We start from the raw sequence: 18,496 nt of genomic DNA, 5'->3' as shown, positions 1-18,496 counted from the left end.
ATGCGATTTTCCTAACAAAAAGCCGGGCTGAACCCGGCTTTTTTGAGGTCATGGAGATGACAATTCGGTTATTTGGCGGGCGCCGGTGCCGGCGTCGCAGGGGCTGGAGCTGCACCTTCAGCCGGCTTGGCCGGAGCGGCACCCTCGGCCGGCTTGGCCGGCGCCGTTGCATCGGCGGCGGCACCTGGCGTCGGCAGCGGCTTCGGGCTATCCGACAGCGTGCGCAGATAGGCAATGACGTTGGCGCGGTCCTCGTCCTTCGGCAGGCCGGCAAAGCCCATCGCCGTGCCCTTCACGAATTTCTTCGGCGAGGTGATGAAGTGGTTGAGATTGTCATAGGTCCACTTCTCGGCGCCGCCCTTGGAAAACTCCTTCATGCCGGCCGAATAGGCAAAGCCCTCATGCTCGGCGACGGGGCGGTCGACGATGTCCCAGAGATCCGGGCCGACCTTGTTGGGGCCGCCTTTTTCGCCGGAATGGCAGGCCTGGCATTTCTTAAAGACGGCCGCACCTTGCTCGACATTGGCGGTGGCCAAAAGGTCGGCGATCGGCTTCGCCTCTGCTGCGGGTCCGGCGGCGCCGCCTTCGGCAGGCTCCGTCGCCTCGATGGCAAAGCCGGGTTTTTCCGGCGCCGGCGAGGCAAACAGGGCGTCGGACACCAAACCGACCGAGAAGACGACGAAACAGGTTCCAAGCAACCCGGCGAGCAGTTTGTTGACTTCGTTGGAATCCATACGCCCCAGGGCTCCCTTTTCCGGCGGACCTCTCCGTCCACTCCGTCCGTCGGTATCGTGACCCACCCCGTCGAGCCGGTCAAATCGGGCGGAAACTAGGTCTTTTGCTTGGGCGTTGCAACACCTATAAGGGCGCTTCCAGTGAGACCTTTTGCCACTTTCCCCATCCTCTTTCGAACGCCTTGCAACCTCGATGTCCACGCTCATCCTGATCCCGGCCCGCATGGCCTCGACGCGCCTGCCGGGCAAGCCGCTGGCCGACATAGCCGGCGCGCCGATGATCGTCCATGTCGCCCGCCGCGCCGCTGAGGCTGGGCTTGGCCGGGTAGTGGTGGCAACCGACACGCGCAACGTGGCCGAAGCGGTGCGCGCGCACGGTTTCGAGGCGGTGATGACGCGCACCGACCACGAATCCGGTTCCGACCGTATCTTCGAGGCGCTGACCGCCCTCGACCCCGATCGCAAGGTCGAAACCATCGTCAATGTGCAGGGCGACCTGCCGACCATCGATCCCAAGATCATCGGTGCGGCGCTGAAACCGTTCGAGGACGCTGCGGTCGACATCGCCACGCTCGGCGTCGAGATCGTCCGCGACGAGGAAAAGGCCAACCCCAACGTCGTCAAGATCGTCGGTTCGCCGTTGTCGGCGACGCGGCTGAAGGCGCTCTATTTCACCCGCGCCACCGCGCCCTGGGGCGAGGGGCCGCTCTATCACCATGTCGGCCTCTACGCCTATCGGCGCTCAGCCCTCGAACGCTTCGTCGCGCTAAAACCGTCGCCGCTCGAACGGCGCGAGCGGCTGGAGCAGTTGCGGGCGGTGGAGGCCGGTATGCGCATCGATGCCGAGATCGTGCAATCGCTGCCGCTCGGCGTCGACACGCCGGAAGACCTCGAACGCGCCAGACAAATTCTTTGCTGAGAAGACAAATCCTTTCCTGACACCGCAGATCCTTTCAAACCTGAGATATCGGCATGCCTGACAAGACCAACAGAATAGCCTTCCAGGGCGAACCGGGCGCCAATTCCGACACCGCCAGCCGCAACATGTTCCCTTCGATGGAGCCGTTGCCGTGCCCCACCTTCGAGGATGCCTTCAACGCGGTCGAGACCAACAAGGCCGACCTCGCCATGATCCCGATTGAAAACACCATCGCCGGCCGCGTCGCCGACATCCATCATCTCTTGCCGGAATCGAAACTCCACATCGTCGGCGAATATTTCCTGCCGATCCACTTCCAGCTGATGGTGCTGCCAGGCGTCAAACGCGAAGAGATCAAGACCGTGCACAGCCATATCCATGCGCTGGGACAGTGCCGCAAATACATCCGCAAGAACGGTTGGAAGCCGGTGATCGCCGGCGACACGGCGGGCTCTGCGAAGCTGGTCTCGGAGCTCAAGGACCGCACCATGGCCTCGCTCGCCCCGGCGCTAGCCGCAGAACTCTACGGCCTCGACATCATCGAGAAGAACGTCGAGGACACGGATTCGAATGTCACCCGCTTTGTCGTGCTGACCAAGGACAAGCGATTGGCCGAACGGCCCTCGGCCGACACCAAGATGATGACGACCTTCATGTTCCGTGTCCGCAACGTGCCGGCTGCGCTCTACAAGGCAATGGGCGGTTTCGCCACCAACGGCGTCAACATGACGAAGCTGGAGAGCTATCAGTTGGGCGCCTTCACCGCGACGCTGTTCTACGCCGATATCGAGGGCCATCCCGACGACCCACTGGTCAAGCTGGCGCTGGACGAACTGCGCTTCTTCTCGCGCGAAGTGCGCATTCTGGGTGTCTATCCCGCCAGCGAGTCGCGCGAGCAGTGGAAGGTCTCGGACCAAGGTTCCCCTAAACCAGCAGGGTCAGCGGCACATAGTCGATTTCCATGAAGGTTTCGACTTCCGGGATCCAGCGGTCGCGCACGAAGGCAACGTGGTCGGGATGCTCGTTATATCTGGTGTAGGCGGCCTGATCGACGAACTCCATCGAGAAGCCGAAGTGATAGTCGTTCTTCGGGCTGACTTGCCGCAGCGGCTCGAAATGGGTGACGCCCTTGATTGCGCTGAGAATGCGCTTGGCATCGGAGAGGAACCGCTTTTCCTCCAGCGAGTACTGCGGGTGCTTCAGGGTGAAAACCACGGTGTGACGGATCATTTTTTGCTCCCGTTAAGCAATTCCAGGAAAAGTGTGAAGCGGTTTTCCGTCCGGAATTGCGTAAAATAACAAGTCTTATTCGCTGTCGACCCAGGCGCGGATCAGATGATGCGCGATCGCGCCTTTCGGCGGCGTGACCAGATTGTCCTTGTGCGTCCTCTCCAGCATGGAACGCACCTCGTCGCGAAAAAACCAGCGGCAATCTTCCAACTCGTTGAGATCGGCCTGGATGTCGTCATTGAGCGGTTCGCCGAAACAGCCGATCATCAGCGAATAGGGGAACGGCCAGGGTTGGCTGGCATGGTAGACGACGCGGCCGAGCCGGATGCCGGCTTCCTCCAGCGTTTCGCGGCGCACCGCCGCCTCGATCGTCTCGCCCGGCTCGATGAAGCCGGCAAGCGCCGAGTACATGCCGGGCCCGAAATGCCGGCCGCGGCCGAGCAGGCATTTTTCCCGCGTCGCCGTCAGCATAATCGCCACCGGATCGGTGCGTGGAAAGTGCTCGGTGCCGCAATTTGGGCAATGGCGCTTGTAGCCGCCGGCCCGCATTTGCGATTCATGGCCGCATTTGCTGCAGAAGCGATGGGTGGCATGCCAGGCAAGCAGGGCGGCGCCTTGCGCCAGCGCGCCCGCTGCCGCCTCGTCGATCAGCCCCTGCATATAGACCGAGCGATAATCGATCGCCTTCATGGTCTCCGGTAGCTGTTCGGGATCGAGGCCGACCGGCACGGCAAGTACCGGGCCGCTCTCGGCAAAGCCAAGCAGCACGCCTTGTGCGAGTGATGGCTGCAGCTTCTGGCCCTCAGCCAGATCGAACCAAGGGTCGAAGCTGCCATCGTGCAATTTCAGATACAGCCGTCCGCCATGCATCGGCAGAAGACGTGCCGAGGGATCGGCCAACGCCCTTTCGACGGAATCGTCGGCGCGGTTCTCGGATTGCCGATCAATCGTGTTTCCGGCGAAGCCGACGAACTGGCTCGGTTCGCGCAAGGGCGCGTCAAAAAGGCGAAAGGTCATGGAAGCTCGAACGTCTAGGGATGGACACAGGCGGCTTATAGCGCCGCCTTGATCTGTTGCGCAAATTGGCGGATGCCTGAACGCTCATAGGGCTCGCGCATGCCGTGCCCCCACACCGGCCCCGGCCAGCCCGGATCGCCTTCCGAGCGGGCGATGACGTGGACATGCAATTGCCGAACGATGTTGCCGAGCGCGCCGGTGTTGATCTTGGTGCAGCCCGTGGTTCTTTTCAGCGCCTGCGCCACCATGTTGGTTTCGAAGGTCAACATCGCCTGGTCGAGCGGCGTCATGTCGTGGATTTCTTCGGCCCCCGGCCGCTGCGGCACCAGGACCAGCCATGGCCAGCGGCTATCGTTCATCACCCTGAGCTCGCACAGGCCGAGCCACATCAGCTGCTCGCTATCCGCCTCCAGCCTGGAGTCGAGCGTGAATCCGGCCTTGAGGCCCGGTAGCATTGGCGTTTCCCTTGCGCTTCTCGCATTATTCCCAAACTCATGACGCTAGAGCGGCTGCACGGGGGCTGCAAGCGATTCATTGAGCGGCGGAGTTCACGGGCATCCGATTCTCAATGCACCCTTGCATTTGATCGCTGAATTGCCGATATGGAACGCGGGAGGTTGGTGGTGGACGATCCACTCGCCAACCGGGTCAGGTCCGGAAGGAAGCAGCCCTAACGAGCCCGGAACGGGTCATTGTTCCAGCCTCCCACCTCATCGGCCCCTCTCGCGACATTGACGACGCATTGCAGCGCGGGCGAGACTATTGGAGCAATTCCAGGGAAAGTGTGAGCGGTTTCCCGTCCGGAATTGCGTTAAAGCAAAGGGTAGAGCGGTTTGCCGTTTCAGAAAACGGTGAAACGATCTAGCAGGAATCGGCTACGCTGAGACGCGGCCTTTTGGAGCTTTACGGGCGAATGAGCGAAGCCGGAAATTCGGACCCCGAAACCCTGGAGAAGCAAAAGGCCGTCGCCTATCGCGTGCTGGCGCGCAAATATCGTCCGTCGAATTTCTCCGAACTGATCGGCCAGGAGCCGATGGTCCGCACTTTGACCAACGCTTTCTCCACAGGCCGCATCGCCCAGGCCTGGATGCTGACCGGCGTGCGCGGCGTCGGTAAGACCACGACGGCGCGCATCCTGGCGCGGGCGCTCAACTACAAGACGCCGACGGTCGACCATCCCTCGGTCGACCTCGCCCTCCTGGGCGAGCACTGCCAGGCGATCATGGAAGGCCGCCATGTCGACGTCATCGAGATGGACGCCGCGTCGCATACCGGCATCGACGACATCAGGGACATTATCGAGCGCGTGCGCTACGCCCCGGTGTCGGCGCGCTACAAAGTCTACATCATCGACGAAGTGCACATGCTCTCCACCCAGGCCTTCAACGGCCTGCTGAAGACGCTGGAAGAGCCGCCGCCGCACGTCAAATTCATCTTTGCCACCACCGAAATCCGCAAGGTGCCGATCACCGTGCTGTCGCGCTGCCAGCGTTTCGACCTGAGACGCATCGATGCCGGCGCGCTGGTCGCGCATCTCGCCTCGATTGCCGGCAAGGAAGGCATATCGGTCGACGACGACGCGCTGGCGATGATCGCGCGCGCCGCCGAAGGCTCGGCCCGCGATTCGCTCTCCATCCTCGACCAGGCAATCGCCCATGGCGGCGGCGCCGTCAGCGCCGAAGCGGTGCGCGCCATGCTGGGTCTCGCCGACCGCGCCCGCATCGTCGACCTGTTCGAACATGTCATGAAAGGCGATGTGGCGGCCGCCCTTGCCGAATTCCGCAACCAGTACGACACCGGCGCCGATCCGGCTGCCGTGCTGACCGATCTGGCCGAATTCAACCACCTCGTCACCCGGCTGCGCTTCGTGCCGACGGCTGCCGACGACGCTTCCCTGTCCGAGGATGAGCGCCGCCGCGGCGCCGACTTCGCCAGCACGCTGTCGGTCAAGGTTCTGTCGCGAACCTGGCAGATGCTCTTGAAAGGCATTCCCGAGGTGCAGTCGTCCAACCGACCGGTCAGCGCCGGCGAGATGGTGCTGATCCGGCTGGCGCATGCCGCCGACCTGCCGACGCTGGACGAGGCGCTGAAATCTCTGGAGAGCGGCGCTCCGGCGTCCGGTGGTGCGTCACGCCCGAATGGTGCGCCGGTAAATGCCGGCAATGGCGCCAGCGCGGTAGCGCAGACCCGGATGCCGTCCGGGCCAGCCGGTGCGCAAACCATGCGATTGGTCGACGCGCCCCCGGTCGCCTTTGTCGCGCCTCCGCAGCCGGTCGTCGAGCCGCAAACGCCGCCGCTGAAATCGCTGGCCGATATTGTCGCTCTTGCCGACGCGCAGCGTGACATCGCCTTCAAGGTGCTGGTCAAGAGCTGTATTCGCCTGGTGCGCATCGAGCCCGGCCGTATCGACGTCGGCCTGACCGCCGATGCGCCCAAGATGCTGCTCAACGACTTGACGACGAAGCTGCGCGCCTGGACCGGCCGCAACTGGCTGGTGTCATTGTCGAAGGAAGAGGGCGGCCAAACGCTGGCCGAGATGGAATCGACCAGGCGCGAGACTGCTTTCTCCGACGCGAAAAGCGATCCGGCTGTGGCCGCCATCCTGGCGCGCTTTCCCGGCGCCAAGATTATCGACGTGCGCATTCCCGACGCGCCGGAAGTCGACACCGACAAGGCCGAAGCGCCGGTCGAGCCGCCATCCGACGACGACGAAACCTGACCATAGCCACGAATCCGCAAAGGACCCGACCATGAAAGATCTTCTCGGCCTGATGGGCAAGGCGAAGGAAATGCAGGCCAAGTTCCAGGCCATGCAGGACGAGATCGCCACGATTGAAGCAAGCGGGCAGGCGGGCGGCGGGCTGGTCAATGTCACGCTGACCGGCAAGTTCGAAATGAAGTCGCTGAAGATCGATCCGTCGCTGTTCAAGGAGGACGAGGTCGAGATTCTCGAAGACCTGCTGCTGGCCGCTCACAATGACGCCAAAAATAAGGTCGAGCAGATTATGCAGGAGAAGACCAAGGCGCTGACGGCAGGCTTGCCGATCCCGCCCGGAATGAAATTGCCGTTCTGAGCCGGCTCCAACCAGTTAATTGATTATGAAGGGAAATCGGCTGCGGAGGCTGTCGTTAAGACTTTCTCCGGCTTTGCTCACGCGAACATATCCGGGCATTTATAAAGTTTTACCTATGCTGCACGAAACCTAATCCTTTAGCCATCTTTTTGCCTTTAAGAGTCTCATTCTTGCCACATCTCGGGGCGGGCTGGCATCTGGACAATGAGGCATTTTTGTTGATCGCGACGCGATGGAAGACGCCGCTTCTGCTCGGCATCATCTTCTCTCCTATGTTCCTGGCCGGTTGCAGCCAGACCACGTCTTCGCACGGCCTGTCGGTCGCCAGCCTGACCGACGCCATCACGCCCAGCTTCCTTTCGACGCGCGCCTACCGCAACACGCCGAAGGAGAAGGAATGCCTGGAGCGGGCGATGTTCTTCGAGTCCAACCGCTCGAGCCGTGACGGCATGATCGCCGTCGGCACGGTGGTGATGAACCGGCTGCGCTCCGGCAATCATGGCAGCACCATTTGCCAAGTGGTTGGCGAACCGGGCCAGTTCGCGCCCGGCGTGATGACGCGGGCGATGAATTCGAAAGCGATGCCCGATGTCGAGGAGGCCGCCGATGCGGTGCTCAAGGGCGAGCGCAAGGCCAAGCTTAAGAACACGATGTACTTCCACACCGCCGGACTGAAGTTCCCCTACAAGAACATGCATTACACCATGGTTGCCGGCGGCAACGCCTTCTACGAGAAGCGCGGTCGCAACTGGCAGCCGCTGCCGGATGAATCCACGACCATGGTTGCCTCGGCGCAGCCGCGCGCGCCTGTGCCTGAAGCGCCGGTGCAGGTTGCCTACGCCGAGCCGGTGGTGAAGACCATTGTCCGTCCAGATCCTGCCAAGCAGGCCGCGGCGGTTCGCGCAGCCAAGGCGACACGTGCCCCGGCCGAGCAGACCTATGTGACGGCTTCCGCGGCGCCCGCCAAGAGCGCCCGCGTCGCCGCCAAGCAGACGGAGGTGGCGATGCAAGAGCCGATGGCCGAGCCCGATGCCTCGCGTTTCGGCGGCACGCTGAACGCCCGCTACATCACCTCGGTTCCATCGGCAACGCAGGAAGCGTCGATGGGCTTCCAGTCGACGCCTGAGAATACCGACGCTATCGGCGCGATGATTATCGACCAGACCCGGCCAGCGTCAGCTTACTGACGCCTAAAACAGTTTCCAAGCCCGCCATGGCAGCATGGCGGGCTCGGTGCGTATGCGGCGATGTTTCAAAGCGCGCGGAAAAACCCTAGATCAGTGCGATGTCGAAGCGAATCGCCGGTCCCGAGATCGAACGCCTGATCCAGCTCCTGGCCAAGGTCCCGGGGCTAGGGCCGCGTTCGGCCAGGCGTGCGGCACTGCACCTCATCAAGAAGAAGGAGCAGCTTTTGTCGCCGCTCGCCGCCGCCATGGCTGAAGCCGCCGACAAGGTGCGCATCTGCACGACCTGCGGCAATGTCGATACCTCCGACCCTTGCATGATCTGCACCGATCCGCGCCGCGATGCCTCGACGCTGATCGTCGTCGAGGATGTCTCCGACCTCTGGGCGCTGGAGCGGGCGGCGGCCATGAATGTGCGCTACCATGTGCTCGGCGGCACGCTGTCGCCGCTCGACGGCATCGGCCCCGACCAGCTCAATGTCCGCTCGCTGGTCGACCGCGTCGCCGGCGGCGAGGTGAAGGAGGTGATCCTCGCCGTCAACGCCACGGTCGAGGGCCAGACGACGGCGCATTATCTCACCGACCAGCTCTCGGGTTTCGAGATCAAGGTCACCAGGCTTGCGCATGGCGTGCCGGTCGGCGGCGAACTCGACTATCTGGATGAGGGGACGCTGGCGGCGGCCTTGCGCTCGCGGACGGCGTTTTGACGCAATTGGCGGGCAGGATGTGCGACATGAAAGCTTCGCATTCTTCGAGGTTTGCGCCAAACACCCCCCTCTGTCCTCCCGGACATCTCCCCCTCAAGGGGGGAGATCAGCAGCTTCTCGGGCGGCATTCTTCTTTCAACGCTGGTGGTTGGCGAAAACCGAAGCGACAGCCAATCTCCCCCCTTGAGGGGGAGATGTCCGGCAGGACAGAAGGGGGCGCGACAGAACGCGGATCTTTCGGATTGGCGCTCGTTGCGCTTCTCGCATCCCTTGTTGCCCTGCTTTTTGTAGCCCCCGCCTCCGCCGCCAAAATCGACGACCAGTTCCGCGCCTGGCTGCAAACCGATCTCTGGCCGGAAGCCCAGACCAAAGGCATCTCCAAATCCACTTTCGACGCCGCTTTCGACGGCGTGAAGCCGAACCTCAAATTGCCCGACCTCGTCCTGCCCGGCGAGAAACCCAAAACTCCGCAAAAACAGTATCAGGCCGAGTTCGGTTCGCCCGGCGCCTATTTCGCCGAAAAGACGGTGCGCGCCGTCACATCAGGCGGGCGCACGCGCGAGGCGGCCAACGCCAGGACGCTTGCTGCGATCGAAAAGCGCTACGGTGTCCCGGGCGAGATACTGTTGGCGATCTGGGGCCGCGAGACCGGCTTCGGCGCGGCGAAAATGCCCTACGACGCCTTCGAGGTTCTCGGCACCAAGGCGTTCATGTCGACCAGGAAGGACTTCTTCCGCACCGAGGTGCTGGCGGCGCTCGAGATCGTCGAGCATGGGTTGGCGCCGGTCGGCGCCATGAAATCGTCCTGGGCCGGCGCGCTCGGCCAGCCGCAATTCATGCCGACCTCGTTCCTGAAGCACGCCGTCGACTACGACGGTGACGGCCACCCCGACATCTGGAATTCGACGCCGGACGTGCTGGCCTCGATCGCCAACTATCTCGTCCACTATGGCTGGGTGAAGGGGCGTGGCTGGGGTTTCGAGGTGACGGTTCCGGAAAGCGTTTCCTGCTCGCTCGAAGGTCCCGACCAAGGCAAGAAGATCTCAACCTGGGCGGCGATGGGAATCAGCCGCGTCGGCGGCAAACCCTTTCCGGCCAACGAACTGAAGGCGGAAGGGTTCCTTTTGATGCCGGCCGGACGCAGCGGCCCCGCCTTTATCGCCACGCCCAATTTCTACGTGCTGAAACAGTACAACACCAGCGACCTGTACGCCCTGTTCATCGGCCATGGCGCTGACCGCATCGCCCATGGCGATGCTGATTTCGTCGGCAGCTGGGGTGCGGTTGGCGGCCTGCATCGTTCCGACATCGCCGCGCTGCAACGGGCGCTGGAGGCCAAGGGCTACGATGTCGGCAGCGCCGACGGCCTGCCCGGCTTCAAGACCCGCCGCTCGATCGGCAGCTGGCAGGAAAAGAACGGCCGCCCCGCCACCTGCTTCCCCGACGCCGATCTGGTTGCTGCCATCAAGTAACACCGAAAAGAGCAGATTTTTCCCCATCGGCGGCTGCAATTGGGTCGCCCATGCTTCGACGCGCACAGCGTATTCCGGTCCAGTATGCCGGCTCGCAAAATGCCCGTTGCCGGTTGGAGGGCTGCCGGATAGGGTGTTGACCAACTGGAAAAAAATCAACACGGTATGGGGTCTAACGGTCGTCCTCCGGCCGCGAAAAAGATTACTGCAGCCCTGAGCCGGGAACTCGGGGTCAACAATCAACAAAACAGGGAACAATCATCATGATGATGGAAAAGTTTGCTCTACGTTCGCGCGTCTGGCTCGCAGGTGCTGCCATGTCCGCTCTGCTCATTGGCGTCGCGCCTGCCTTCGCCGTGACACCCGCCGACACGCTGGTCGAAGGTTTTGCCATCGACGACATCATCTCCATGGATCCGGGCGAAGCGTTCGAGCTGTCGACCGCCGAAGTCACCGGCAACACCTATGATCTGCTGGTCCGCCTCGACCTCAGCGACACCTCCAAGGTCAAGGGCGACCTTGCCGAGAGCTGGACCGTTTCCGACGACGGCCTGGTCTATACGTTCAAGCTCAAGGCTGGCCTAAAGTTCGCTTCGGGCAATCCACTGACCGCGGCCGATGTCGCCTATTCCTTCGAGCGCGCCATCAAGCTGGACAAGCCGCCGGCATTCATCATCAACCAGTTCGGCATCAGCGGCGACAATGTTGCCGACAAGGCCAAGGCCGTCGACGACACCACCTTCCAGTTCACCGTCGACAAGGCCTATGCGCCGAGCTTCGTGTTAAACTGCCTGTCGGCAACGGTCGCTTCGGTCGTCGACGCAAAGCTGGTCAAGGAACATGTCGCCGCGGTGACGCCGAGTGCCGACTACAAATGGGACAACGATTTCGGCAACGCCTTCCTGAAGACCGGTTATGCCGGCTCCGGCGCCTACAAGCTGCGCGAATGGCGGGCCAATGAGGTCGTCGTGCTCGAGCGCAACGACAATTACAATGGCGAGAAGGCCAAGCTCGCCCGCGTCATCTACCGCAACATGAAGGAAAGCTCGGCACAGCGCCTGGCGCTCGAAGCAGGCGACATCGACGTTGCCCGCAACCTCGAGCCGAACGATCTCGACGCCATCGCCAAGAATGCCGATCTCACCACGACCAGCGCGCCGAAGGGCACGGTCTATTATATCAGCCTCAACCAGAAGAATCCGAACCTCGCCAAGCCCGAGGTTCGCCAGGCGTTCAAATATCTGGTCGACTACGATGCGCTGAGCACGACCATCCTCAAGGGCATTGGCGAGATTCACCAGACCTTCCTGCCCAAGGGCGTGCTGGGCGAACTGGACGAAAATCCGTTCAAGTTCGACGTCGCCAAGGCCAAGGAACTGCTGACCAAGGCCGGCCTGGCCGACGGCTTCAGTGTAACCATGGACGTACGCACGGGACAGCCGACCACCGGCATGGCGGAATCGATCCAGCAGACGCTTGGCCAAGCCGGCATCAAGCTGGAAATTATCCCCGGCGACGGCAAGCAGACGCTGACCAAATACCGCGCCCGCAATCATGACATCTATATCGGCCAGTGGGGCCAGGACTATTTCGATCCGAACTCCAACGCCCAGACCTTTGCCTCAAACCCGGACAATTCGGATGAAGGCAAGACCAAGACGCTGGCCTGGCGCAATGCCTGGGACATCCCGGACCTGACAAAGCAGACCGAAGCAGCCTTGCTGGAGAAGGATGCCGGCAAGCGCGCCGATATGTACAAGAGCCTTGAAAAGACGATCCTCGACACCAGCCCCTTCGTCATCATCCACCAGCAATTGGAAGTGGCAGGCCTGCGCAAAAACCTGAAAGGCTTTGCGCTCGGTCCGAGCTTCGACACCAACTTCGTCGGCCCGGTCTCCAAGGAATAGCGCCGGCGGACGCGCCCTGATGAGCGCGATTGAAAACCAGGCGACGGCGGGGCAGGGAAGCGCCCGCGCCGTCGCTATCTTGTTGGCGATCGGCCGCTTCCTGGTCATCGCCGTCACCACCTATCTCGGCCTGCTCGCGGTGACCTTTTTCATCGGCCGCGTCATCCCGATCGATCCGGTCCTGGCGGTGCTCGGCGACCGCGCACCGGCCAATGTCGTCGAGCGCACCCGCCGCGAGATGGGGCTCGACCTGCCGTTGATCGAGCAATTCTATATCTATCTCAAACATGCGCTGAACGGTGATTTCGGCACCTCTGTGCTGACCACCAATCCTGTGATGACCGACATCCGCCGCGCCTTTCCGGCAACGATCGAACTGGCGACTTTGGGCACTCTGATAGGCTCGTTGATCGGCGTGCCGCTCGGCGTGCTGGCAGCGGTAAAACGCGGCAGTCTCATCGACCAGATCGTTCGCATTGTCGGCCTGATCGGCTATTCCGTGCCTATCTTCTGGATCGGGCTTCTGGGGCTTGTCCTGTTCTACGCCAAGCTGCAATGGGTGGCTTTTCCCGGCCGCCTCGACATCGTCTACGAGTACACATTCACACCGATCACCGGCTTCTACCTGCTCGACGCCGCGCTGCAGGGCCAGTGGGACGTCTTCTACGACGCTTACCGCCACATCATCCTGCCGGCAGGGCTGCTCGGCTATTTCTCGCTCGCCTATATCAGCCGCATGACGCGCTCCTTCATGCTGAATGAGCTGTCGCAGGAATACATCGTCGCCGCGCGCGCCAAGGGCCTGTCTGAAACGCGAATCATCTGGGGCCATGCGCTGCGCAACGCCGCGGTGCCGATGGTCACGGTGATCGCGCTGTCCTATGCCGGGCTGCTCGAAGGTTCGGTGCTGACCGAGACGGTGTTCTCCTGGCCCGGCATCGGCCTCTACATCACCAATTCGCTGCAGAACGCCGACATGAACGCCGTGCTCGGCGGCACCATCGTCATCGGTTCGGTGTTCATCGGCATCAACCTCCTGTCCGACGTTCTCTACAAGGTGCTCGATCCGAGGACGAAGACAGGATGAGCGCCGAAGCAATCCAAACGCGCCGCGATTGGCTGCTCAGCGATCGGCCGGCCTCGCGCATGCAGGCACGGCTCGGCCGCGCCTACGTCGCTTGGCGGCGCTTTTCCGCCAACCGGCTGGCGTTTCTCGGCCTGCTCATCATCATCGCGCTGCTGCTGGTCGCCGCCTTTGCCGATGTGCTGGCGCCCTATTCGCCGACTATCGGCGATCTCAAGAATGCCCGGCTTTTGGCGCCGAGTGCGGCGCATTGGTTCGGCACCGACGATCTCGGCCGCGATATCTATTCGCGCATTCTTTTTGGCTCACGCTGGACCCTCTATGTCGTCATTCTCGTCGCCGTGATAGCGGCCCCCATCGGCCTTTTGGTCGGCACCGTCGCCGGCTATGCCGGCGGCTGGACCGATGCCATTCTGATGCGCATTACCGACATCTTCCTCGCCTTCCCCAAGCTGATCCTGGCACTGGCCTTTGTCGCCGCCCTTGGCCCTGGGATCGAAAACGCGGTGCTGGCCATCGCCATCACCTCGTGGCCGCCTTACGCTCGAATTGCGCGGGCCGAGACGATGACCGTGCGCAATTCCGATTACATCAAGGCGGTGCAATTGATGGGCGCCTCGCCGTTCCGCATCGTGCTGCGCCACATCATGCCGCTCTGCATCTCCTCGCTGATCATCCGGGTGACGCTCGACATGGCCGGCATCATCCTCACCGCCGCCGGCCTCGGCTTCCTCGGCCTCGGCGCTCAGCCGCCTCTGCCGGAATGGGGCACCATGATCGCGTCCGGCCGCCGCTTCGTGCTCGACCAATGGTGGGTGGCCGGCGCACCGGGCTTCGCCATCCTGATCGTCAGTCTCGGCTTCAACCTGCTCGGCGACGGCCTGCGCGACGCGCTCGATCCCCGGAGCGGCGACCAATGAGCGGTGATCAATGAGCGGTGATCAATGAGTGGTGCACTTCTCGATATCGACGACCTGCGCGTCACCTTCCCGACTCGCACCGGCCTCATCCAGGCAGTGCGCGGCGTCACTTTTTCGCTTGGCCGAGAGCGGCTGGGCATTGTCGGCGAAAGCGGCTCCGGCAAGTCGCAGACCGGCCGCGCCATCATGGGGCTGACGCCGCCGCAGGCTCTGGTTTCGGCCAAGAAGCTCGCCTTGGACGGCATCGATCTTTTGGACATACCCGCCCGCCAGCGCCGGGCGCTGCGCGGCAAACGCATCGCCATGATCCTGCAGGATCCGAAATACTCGCTCGACCCGGTGATGAGCATCGGCCGCCAGATCGTCGAGACGCTGCGCACGCATGAAAAGGTCTCCAAGGCCGAGGCGCGCGAGCGTGCGCTGGCCATGCTGGAAGCTGTGCAGATCCGCGACCCTTCGCGTGTCTTCGACCTGCACCCGCACGAGGTGTCCGGCGGGATGGGCCAGCGCGCCATGATCGCAATGATGCTGATCGCCGGACCGGAATTGATGATCGCCGACGAGCCGACCTCGGCGCTCGACGTCACCGTGCAGCTCGATGTGCTCGGCATCCTCGACCGCTTGGTCAGTGAGCGCGGCATGGGCCTGATCTTCATCTCGCACGATCTGCGGCTGGTCGCCTCCTTCTGCGACCGCGTCATCGTCATGTATGCCGGCAAGGTGGTCGAGCAGCTCAAGGCGTCGGAGCTGCGCGACGCCCAGCATCCCTACACGCGCGGCCTGCTCAACTGCATGCCCAGGATCGGTTACGAACGCCACCCGCTGCCGGTGCTCGACCGCAAGCCGGAGTGGGCGGCATGACGCCAGCCATTTCGATTGAAGGGCTGGAGGTGGTGTTCGACCGTTTTCGCGCGCTGAAAGGGGCGAACCTCGAGGTGAAGTCCGGCGAATCCTTCGGCCTGGTCGGCGAGAGCGGTTCCGGCAAGTCGACGCTGCTCAAAGCCATTGCCGGCCTGGTGCCTGTCGCATCCGGTACTATCACGGTCAATGGCAAGACGCTGGGAGCGCGCCGCGACAAGGCTTTTTATCGCGAAGTGCAGATGGTCTTCCAGGACCCCTATGGTTCGCTTCACCCGCGTCAGACCGTCGACCGCCTGCTACAGGAACCGCTCGCCATTCACGGCTTTGCCGATGGCGAGCAACGCATCCAGCGCGCCCTCGACGAGGTCGGATTGGGCAACGGTTTCCGTTTCCGCTACGCGCACCAGCTCTCCGGCGGTCAGCGTCAGCGCGTGGCTATCGCGCGGGCGCTCATCCTCGAACCGTCGATCCTGCTGCTTGACGAACCAACCTCGGCGCTCGACGCTTCGGTGCAGGCGGAAGTGCTCAACCTGCTGGAAGAGGTTCGCCGTCGGCGCAAGCTGACCTTCCTGATGGTCAGCCACGACCTCGCCATCATCACCCATATGTGCGAGCGGCTGATGGTGATGCAGAATGGCGAAGCGGTGGAGAACCTGACGGCGGGCCAGCTGATCGGGCACCGCGTGGAGAAGGATTACACACGCAATTTGCTCAGGGCGAGCGAGGGGTTTGTGCGGACGGCGTGAACTAGTTTCTTCCGCAGAACGCTCGCTTGGGGAACTCCATGGAAGAATGGAAGTTTGCAGATCCGCCCAATGTCGCGGTGCTATCGGACAAGAGCATATTCAAACGGGGCGACTGGATCGCATACGTTGTGCATGAAGCTGACGATGACGAGAACTACAACGATGAAGGCGGCAGTTGGCAATTCTATAGCAGCGACTCTCGAGATTGGGATGAACGCGAGATAATGCTCGTTGGCCTGCAAGAGGTGGTGCAGCAGGATGAAAGCATCCTGGCATTGGCCGACTTGCCAAAAGGCTGGCATGCTTGGCGGACCTCAAAATCATCGCCATGGCAGCGAGCGAAATCGCGCCCCGAACCCTCTAACGATAACGAATGATCCGCAAAGCGTTAAGCGGGGTCTTGCGCCAGTTCGCCGTTCTCCGGAACAGATGGTTCGTCCCCCTGCTTAGGCTCCTTGATCCTGAACCACGTCACATAAAGCGCCGGCAGGAACAGCAGCGTGATCGCCGTGCCGGCGATGATGCCGCCCATCATGGCGTAGGCCATCGGGCCCCAGAACACTTCGCGCTCGATCGGGATCAGCGCTAGGCTGGCGGCCGCGGCCGTCAGCGCGATCGGCCGCATGCGGTGCTCGGTCGCTTCGATCACGGCTTCCCGGCGGTCTTGGCCCTCGGCCACCAGATCCTCGATCTGCACGATCAGGATAACCGAGTTGCGGATCAGGATGCCGATCAGCGCCAGGACGCCCAGAATGGCGACGAAGCCGAGCGGTGCGCCGCTCGGCACCAGGGCCGCGACCACGCCGATCAGGCCGAGCGGCGCCACCTCCACCACCAGGAACAGGCGCTGAAAACTTTGCAACTGGATCATCAGGATGGTCGCCATCACGAACAGCATCAGCGGCACCACCGCTGCGGCTTTTTGCGCTTTCTTCGACCGAGCCGGCGGTTGCAACGGAATAGCGGGCGGCAGTTTGGCGATGAAGGCGTCGACCGACGGCTTCAATTCGTTGACCACGGTGGCCGGCAGCACGTCGCCAACGAGGCCTGCGCGAACGGTGATCGTCGGGATGCGGTTGCGCCGCCACACCGTCGGCTGTTCGAGGTCGTAGCGGAAGTCGCCACTGCCGCGAGCGGGATCGCTTCGCCGTTCCCGGTGACGGGTGAGCTGTCACGGACTGCCCCGTACGTGTATCGGTCGGCTGGTTAAGACCCGGTCTGTCGAAGTGGCCCGCATCGACGACAGGCCCAATCGCCCGGCGGCGGTGCCAACTTGAGGAAAACGTGAAATAAGGTCAGAAGAGGCCTTGGCATTCATCTAACGAGAACGGGCGTCGGCCCGATGAGGGACGAAATGAAGAACGCAGCCATTTCCGAGCGCAAGAACCAGTCGATCTCGCGCGGCGTCGGCATCACGACGCAGATCTATGCCGACCGCGCCGAGAATTCGGAGATCTGGGATGTAGAAGGCCGCCGATACATCGATTTCTCCTCGGGCATCGCCGTCGTCAACACCGGCCACCGCCATCCCAGGGTGATCGAGGCGGTCAAGGTACAGCTCGACCGCTTCACCCATACCTGCCACCAGGTCGTGCCCTATGAGAGCTATGTGCGGCTGGCCGAACGGCTGAACGGCATGCTGCCCGGCAAGTTCGAGAAGAAGACCATCTTCGTCACCACGGGCGCTGAAGCCGTCGAGAACGCCATCAAGATCGCCCGCAACGCCACTGGCCGCCAAGCCGTCATCGCCTTTGCCGGCGGCTTCCACGGCCGCACCTTCATGGGCATGGCGCTGACCGGCAAGGTCGTGCCCTACAAGGTCGGCTTCGGCGCCATGCCGGGCGACGTCTACCACGCGCCGTTTCCGGTGCCGCTGCACGGCGTGTCTACAGCCGATTCGCTGGCCGCACTCGACAAACTGTTCAAGGCCGATGTCGATCCGGCTCGCGTTGCCGCCATCATCATCGAGCCGGTCCAGGGCGAGGGCGGCTTCTACGACGCGCCGCGCGAATTCCTGACGGCGCTGCGCAAGCTCTGCGACCAGCACGGCATGCTGCTGATCGCCGATGAGGTGCAGACCGGCTTTGCCCGCACCGGCAAGATGTTCGCCATGGATCATCATGAGGTCGCGGCCGACATTACCACCATGGCGAAAAGCCTGGCCGGCGGCTTCCCGCTGGCGGCGGTCACCGGCCGCGCCGAGATCATGGATGCGCCCGGTCCTGGCGGGCTCGGCGGCACCTATGGCGGCAGCCCGATCGGTGTCGCCGCAGCACACGCCGTGCTTGACGTCATCGAGGACGAAAAGCTCTGCGACCGCGCCAATACGCTCGGCGCCCGGCTGAAGCAGCGGTTGCAGTCGATCCGCGACGACGTGCCCGAGATTGTCGACATCAGGGGTCTCGGCTTCATGAACGCGGTCGAGTTCAACGACGTCAAGAAGGGCCTGCCGTCGGCCGAGATCGCCAATGCGATCCGGCTGAAGGCGCTCGACAAGGGACTGATCCTGCTGACCTGCGGCGTCTACGGCAACGTCATCCGTTTCCTGGCTCCGATCACCATCCAGGACAATGTCATGAACGAGGCGCTCGACATTCTGGAAAGCTCGATCCGCGAAGTCTGCGCTGCCTAGCGCAAACCC

Annotated in this window: 19 protein-coding genes and 1 other RNA gene; 15 read left to right on the top strand and 5 right to left on the bottom strand. The window is 62.8% G+C overall.

The window, feature by feature from the left end; translation table 11 throughout:
• Window positions 1–68: 68 nt before the first annotated feature.
• Complete coding sequence (locus tag NKI32_RS10410; RefSeq protein ID WP_023669512.1) at window positions 69–734, bottom strand: c-type cytochrome; 666 nt, start codon at window positions 732–734, stop codon at window positions 69–71.
• A gap of 193 nt (window positions 735–927) precedes the next feature.
• On the opposite strand from NKI32_RS10410, the gene NKI32_RS10405 reads away from it, so the two are divergent.
• Both NKI32_RS10405 and NKI32_RS10400 read left to right on the top strand, forming a co-directional pair.
• A complete protein-coding gene (locus tag NKI32_RS10405; RefSeq protein WP_023712584.1) occupies window positions 928–1,653 on the top strand; it encodes a 3-deoxy-manno-octulosonate cytidylyltransferase in 726 nt (241 codons plus the stop codon).
• A gap of 53 nt (window positions 1,654–1,706) precedes the next feature.
• Window positions 1,707–2,618, top strand: coding sequence for a prephenate dehydratase (locus NKI32_RS10400; RefSeq protein WP_353002572.1), 912 nt, complete (start codon window positions 1,707–1,709; stop codon window positions 2,616–2,618).
• Here NKI32_RS10400 and NKI32_RS10395 read toward each other — a convergent pair.
• The 3 genes from NKI32_RS10395 to NKI32_RS10385 form a co-directional block, all read right to left on the bottom strand.
• Window positions 2,578–2,883 (bottom strand): Dabb family protein, encoded by a 306-nt coding sequence (locus NKI32_RS10395; RefSeq protein ID WP_023669515.1) that lies wholly within the window; start codon window positions 2,881–2,883, stop codon window positions 2,578–2,580. The genes NKI32_RS10400 and NKI32_RS10395 overlap by 41 nt on opposite strands.
• Before the next feature lie 75 nt (window positions 2,884–2,958).
• Window positions 2,959–3,900 carry an NAD(+) diphosphatase gene (gene nudC, locus NKI32_RS10390; RefSeq protein WP_023712582.1) on the bottom strand — a complete coding sequence of 314 codons (942 nt, stop codon included), beginning with the start codon at window positions 3,898–3,900 and terminating at the stop codon, window positions 2,959–2,961.
• A 35-nt stretch (window positions 3,901–3,935) separates the two neighbouring features.
• Window positions 3,936–4,355 carry an HIT domain-containing protein gene (locus tag NKI32_RS10385; protein WP_023682032.1) on the bottom strand — a complete coding sequence of 140 codons (420 nt, stop codon included), beginning with the start codon at window positions 4,353–4,355 and terminating at the stop codon, window positions 3,936–3,938.
• A gap of 157 nt (window positions 4,356–4,512) precedes the next feature.
• Here NKI32_RS10385 and ffs point away from each other — a divergent pair.
• The 12 genes from ffs (at window position 4,513) to NKI32_RS10325 (ending at window position 16,232) form a co-directional block, all read left to right on the top strand.
• Window positions 4,513–4,609: signal recognition particle sRNA small type (gene ffs, locus NKI32_RS10380), an RNA gene on the top strand.
• A gap of 204 nt (window positions 4,610–4,813) precedes the next feature.
• Window positions 4,814–6,619 (top strand): DNA polymerase III subunit gamma/tau, encoded by a 1,806-nt coding sequence (locus NKI32_RS10375; RefSeq protein WP_353002571.1) that lies wholly within the window; start codon window positions 4,814–4,816, stop codon window positions 6,617–6,619.
• A 31-nt stretch (window positions 6,620–6,650) separates the two neighbouring features.
• Window positions 6,651–6,974, top strand: a complete 324-nt coding sequence (locus tag NKI32_RS10370; protein ID WP_023669519.1) for a YbaB/EbfC family nucleoid-associated protein — start codon at window positions 6,651–6,653, stop codon at window positions 6,972–6,974.
• Window positions 6,975–7,192: 218 nt separating this feature from the next.
• Window positions 7,193–8,161, top strand: coding sequence for a cell wall hydrolase (locus NKI32_RS10365; protein ID WP_352984926.1), 969 nt, complete (start codon window positions 7,193–7,195; stop codon window positions 8,159–8,161).
• A 98-nt stretch (window positions 8,162–8,259) separates the two neighbouring features.
• Window positions 8,260–8,865, top strand: a complete 606-nt coding sequence (gene recR, locus NKI32_RS10360) for a recombination mediator RecR (protein ID WP_023696745.1) — start codon at window positions 8,260–8,262, stop codon at window positions 8,863–8,865.
• A 194-nt stretch (window positions 8,866–9,059) separates the two neighbouring features.
• Window positions 9,060–10,337, top strand: coding sequence for a lytic murein transglycosylase (locus NKI32_RS10355; protein WP_353002570.1), 1,278 nt, complete (start codon window positions 9,060–9,062; stop codon window positions 10,335–10,337).
• A 263-nt stretch (window positions 10,338–10,600) separates the two neighbouring features.
• Window positions 10,601–12,244: an ABC transporter substrate-binding protein gene (locus NKI32_RS10350; protein WP_352623950.1), complete on the top strand. Its 1,644-nt coding sequence runs from the start codon at window positions 10,601–10,603 to the stop codon at window positions 12,242–12,244.
• A 19-nt stretch (window positions 12,245–12,263) separates the two neighbouring features.
• On the top strand, window positions 12,264–13,331 hold the full coding sequence (locus NKI32_RS10345) for an ABC transporter permease (protein WP_023669524.1): 1,068 nt from the start codon (window positions 12,264–12,266) through the stop codon (window positions 13,329–13,331).
• A complete protein-coding gene (nikC, locus tag NKI32_RS10340; protein ID WP_023682024.1) occupies window positions 13,328–14,248 on the top strand; it encodes a nickel transporter permease in 921 nt (306 codons plus the stop codon). Before NKI32_RS10345 ends, nikC begins: the two co-directional genes overlap by 4 nt.
• Window positions 14,249–14,272: 24 nt before the next feature.
• The gene (locus NKI32_RS10335) at window positions 14,273–15,109 is read left to right on the top strand and encodes an ABC transporter ATP-binding protein (protein ID WP_353002569.1); all 837 of its coding nucleotides are present in this window, start codon (window positions 14,273–14,275) and stop codon (window positions 15,107–15,109) included.
• Complete coding sequence (locus NKI32_RS10330) at window positions 15,106–15,855, top strand: ABC transporter ATP-binding protein (RefSeq protein WP_023669527.1); 750 nt, start codon at window positions 15,106–15,108, stop codon at window positions 15,853–15,855. Before NKI32_RS10335 ends, NKI32_RS10330 begins: the two co-directional genes overlap by 4 nt.
• Before the next feature lie 38 nt (window positions 15,856–15,893).
• Window positions 15,894–16,232: a DUF2185 domain-containing protein gene (locus NKI32_RS10325; protein WP_023696743.1), complete on the top strand. Its 339-nt coding sequence runs from the start codon at window positions 15,894–15,896 to the stop codon at window positions 16,230–16,232.
• Between the two features lie 11 nt (window positions 16,233–16,243).
• Here NKI32_RS10325 and NKI32_RS10320 read toward each other — a convergent pair whose 3' ends face one another.
• A complete protein-coding gene (locus NKI32_RS10320; protein ID WP_353002568.1) occupies window positions 16,244–16,945 on the bottom strand; it encodes an efflux RND transporter permease subunit in 702 nt (233 codons plus the stop codon).
• Between the two features lie 264 nt (window positions 16,946–17,209).
• On the opposite strand from NKI32_RS10320, the gene NKI32_RS10315 reads away from it, so the two are divergent.
• Window positions 17,210–18,487, top strand: coding sequence for a 4-aminobutyrate--2-oxoglutarate transaminase (locus NKI32_RS10315; RefSeq protein ID WP_353002567.1), 1,278 nt, complete (start codon window positions 17,210–17,212; stop codon window positions 18,485–18,487).
• Window positions 18,488–18,496 lie beyond the last annotated feature (9 nt).

This window comes from Mesorhizobium sp. M0761 (genome assembly GCF_040320205.1).
Taxonomy (GTDB): Bacteria; Pseudomonadota; Alphaproteobacteria; order Rhizobiales; family Rhizobiaceae; genus Mesorhizobium.
The sequence above is the reverse complement of the archived record's forward strand: the minus strand, read 5'-3'. Positions and strand labels throughout refer to the sequence as shown.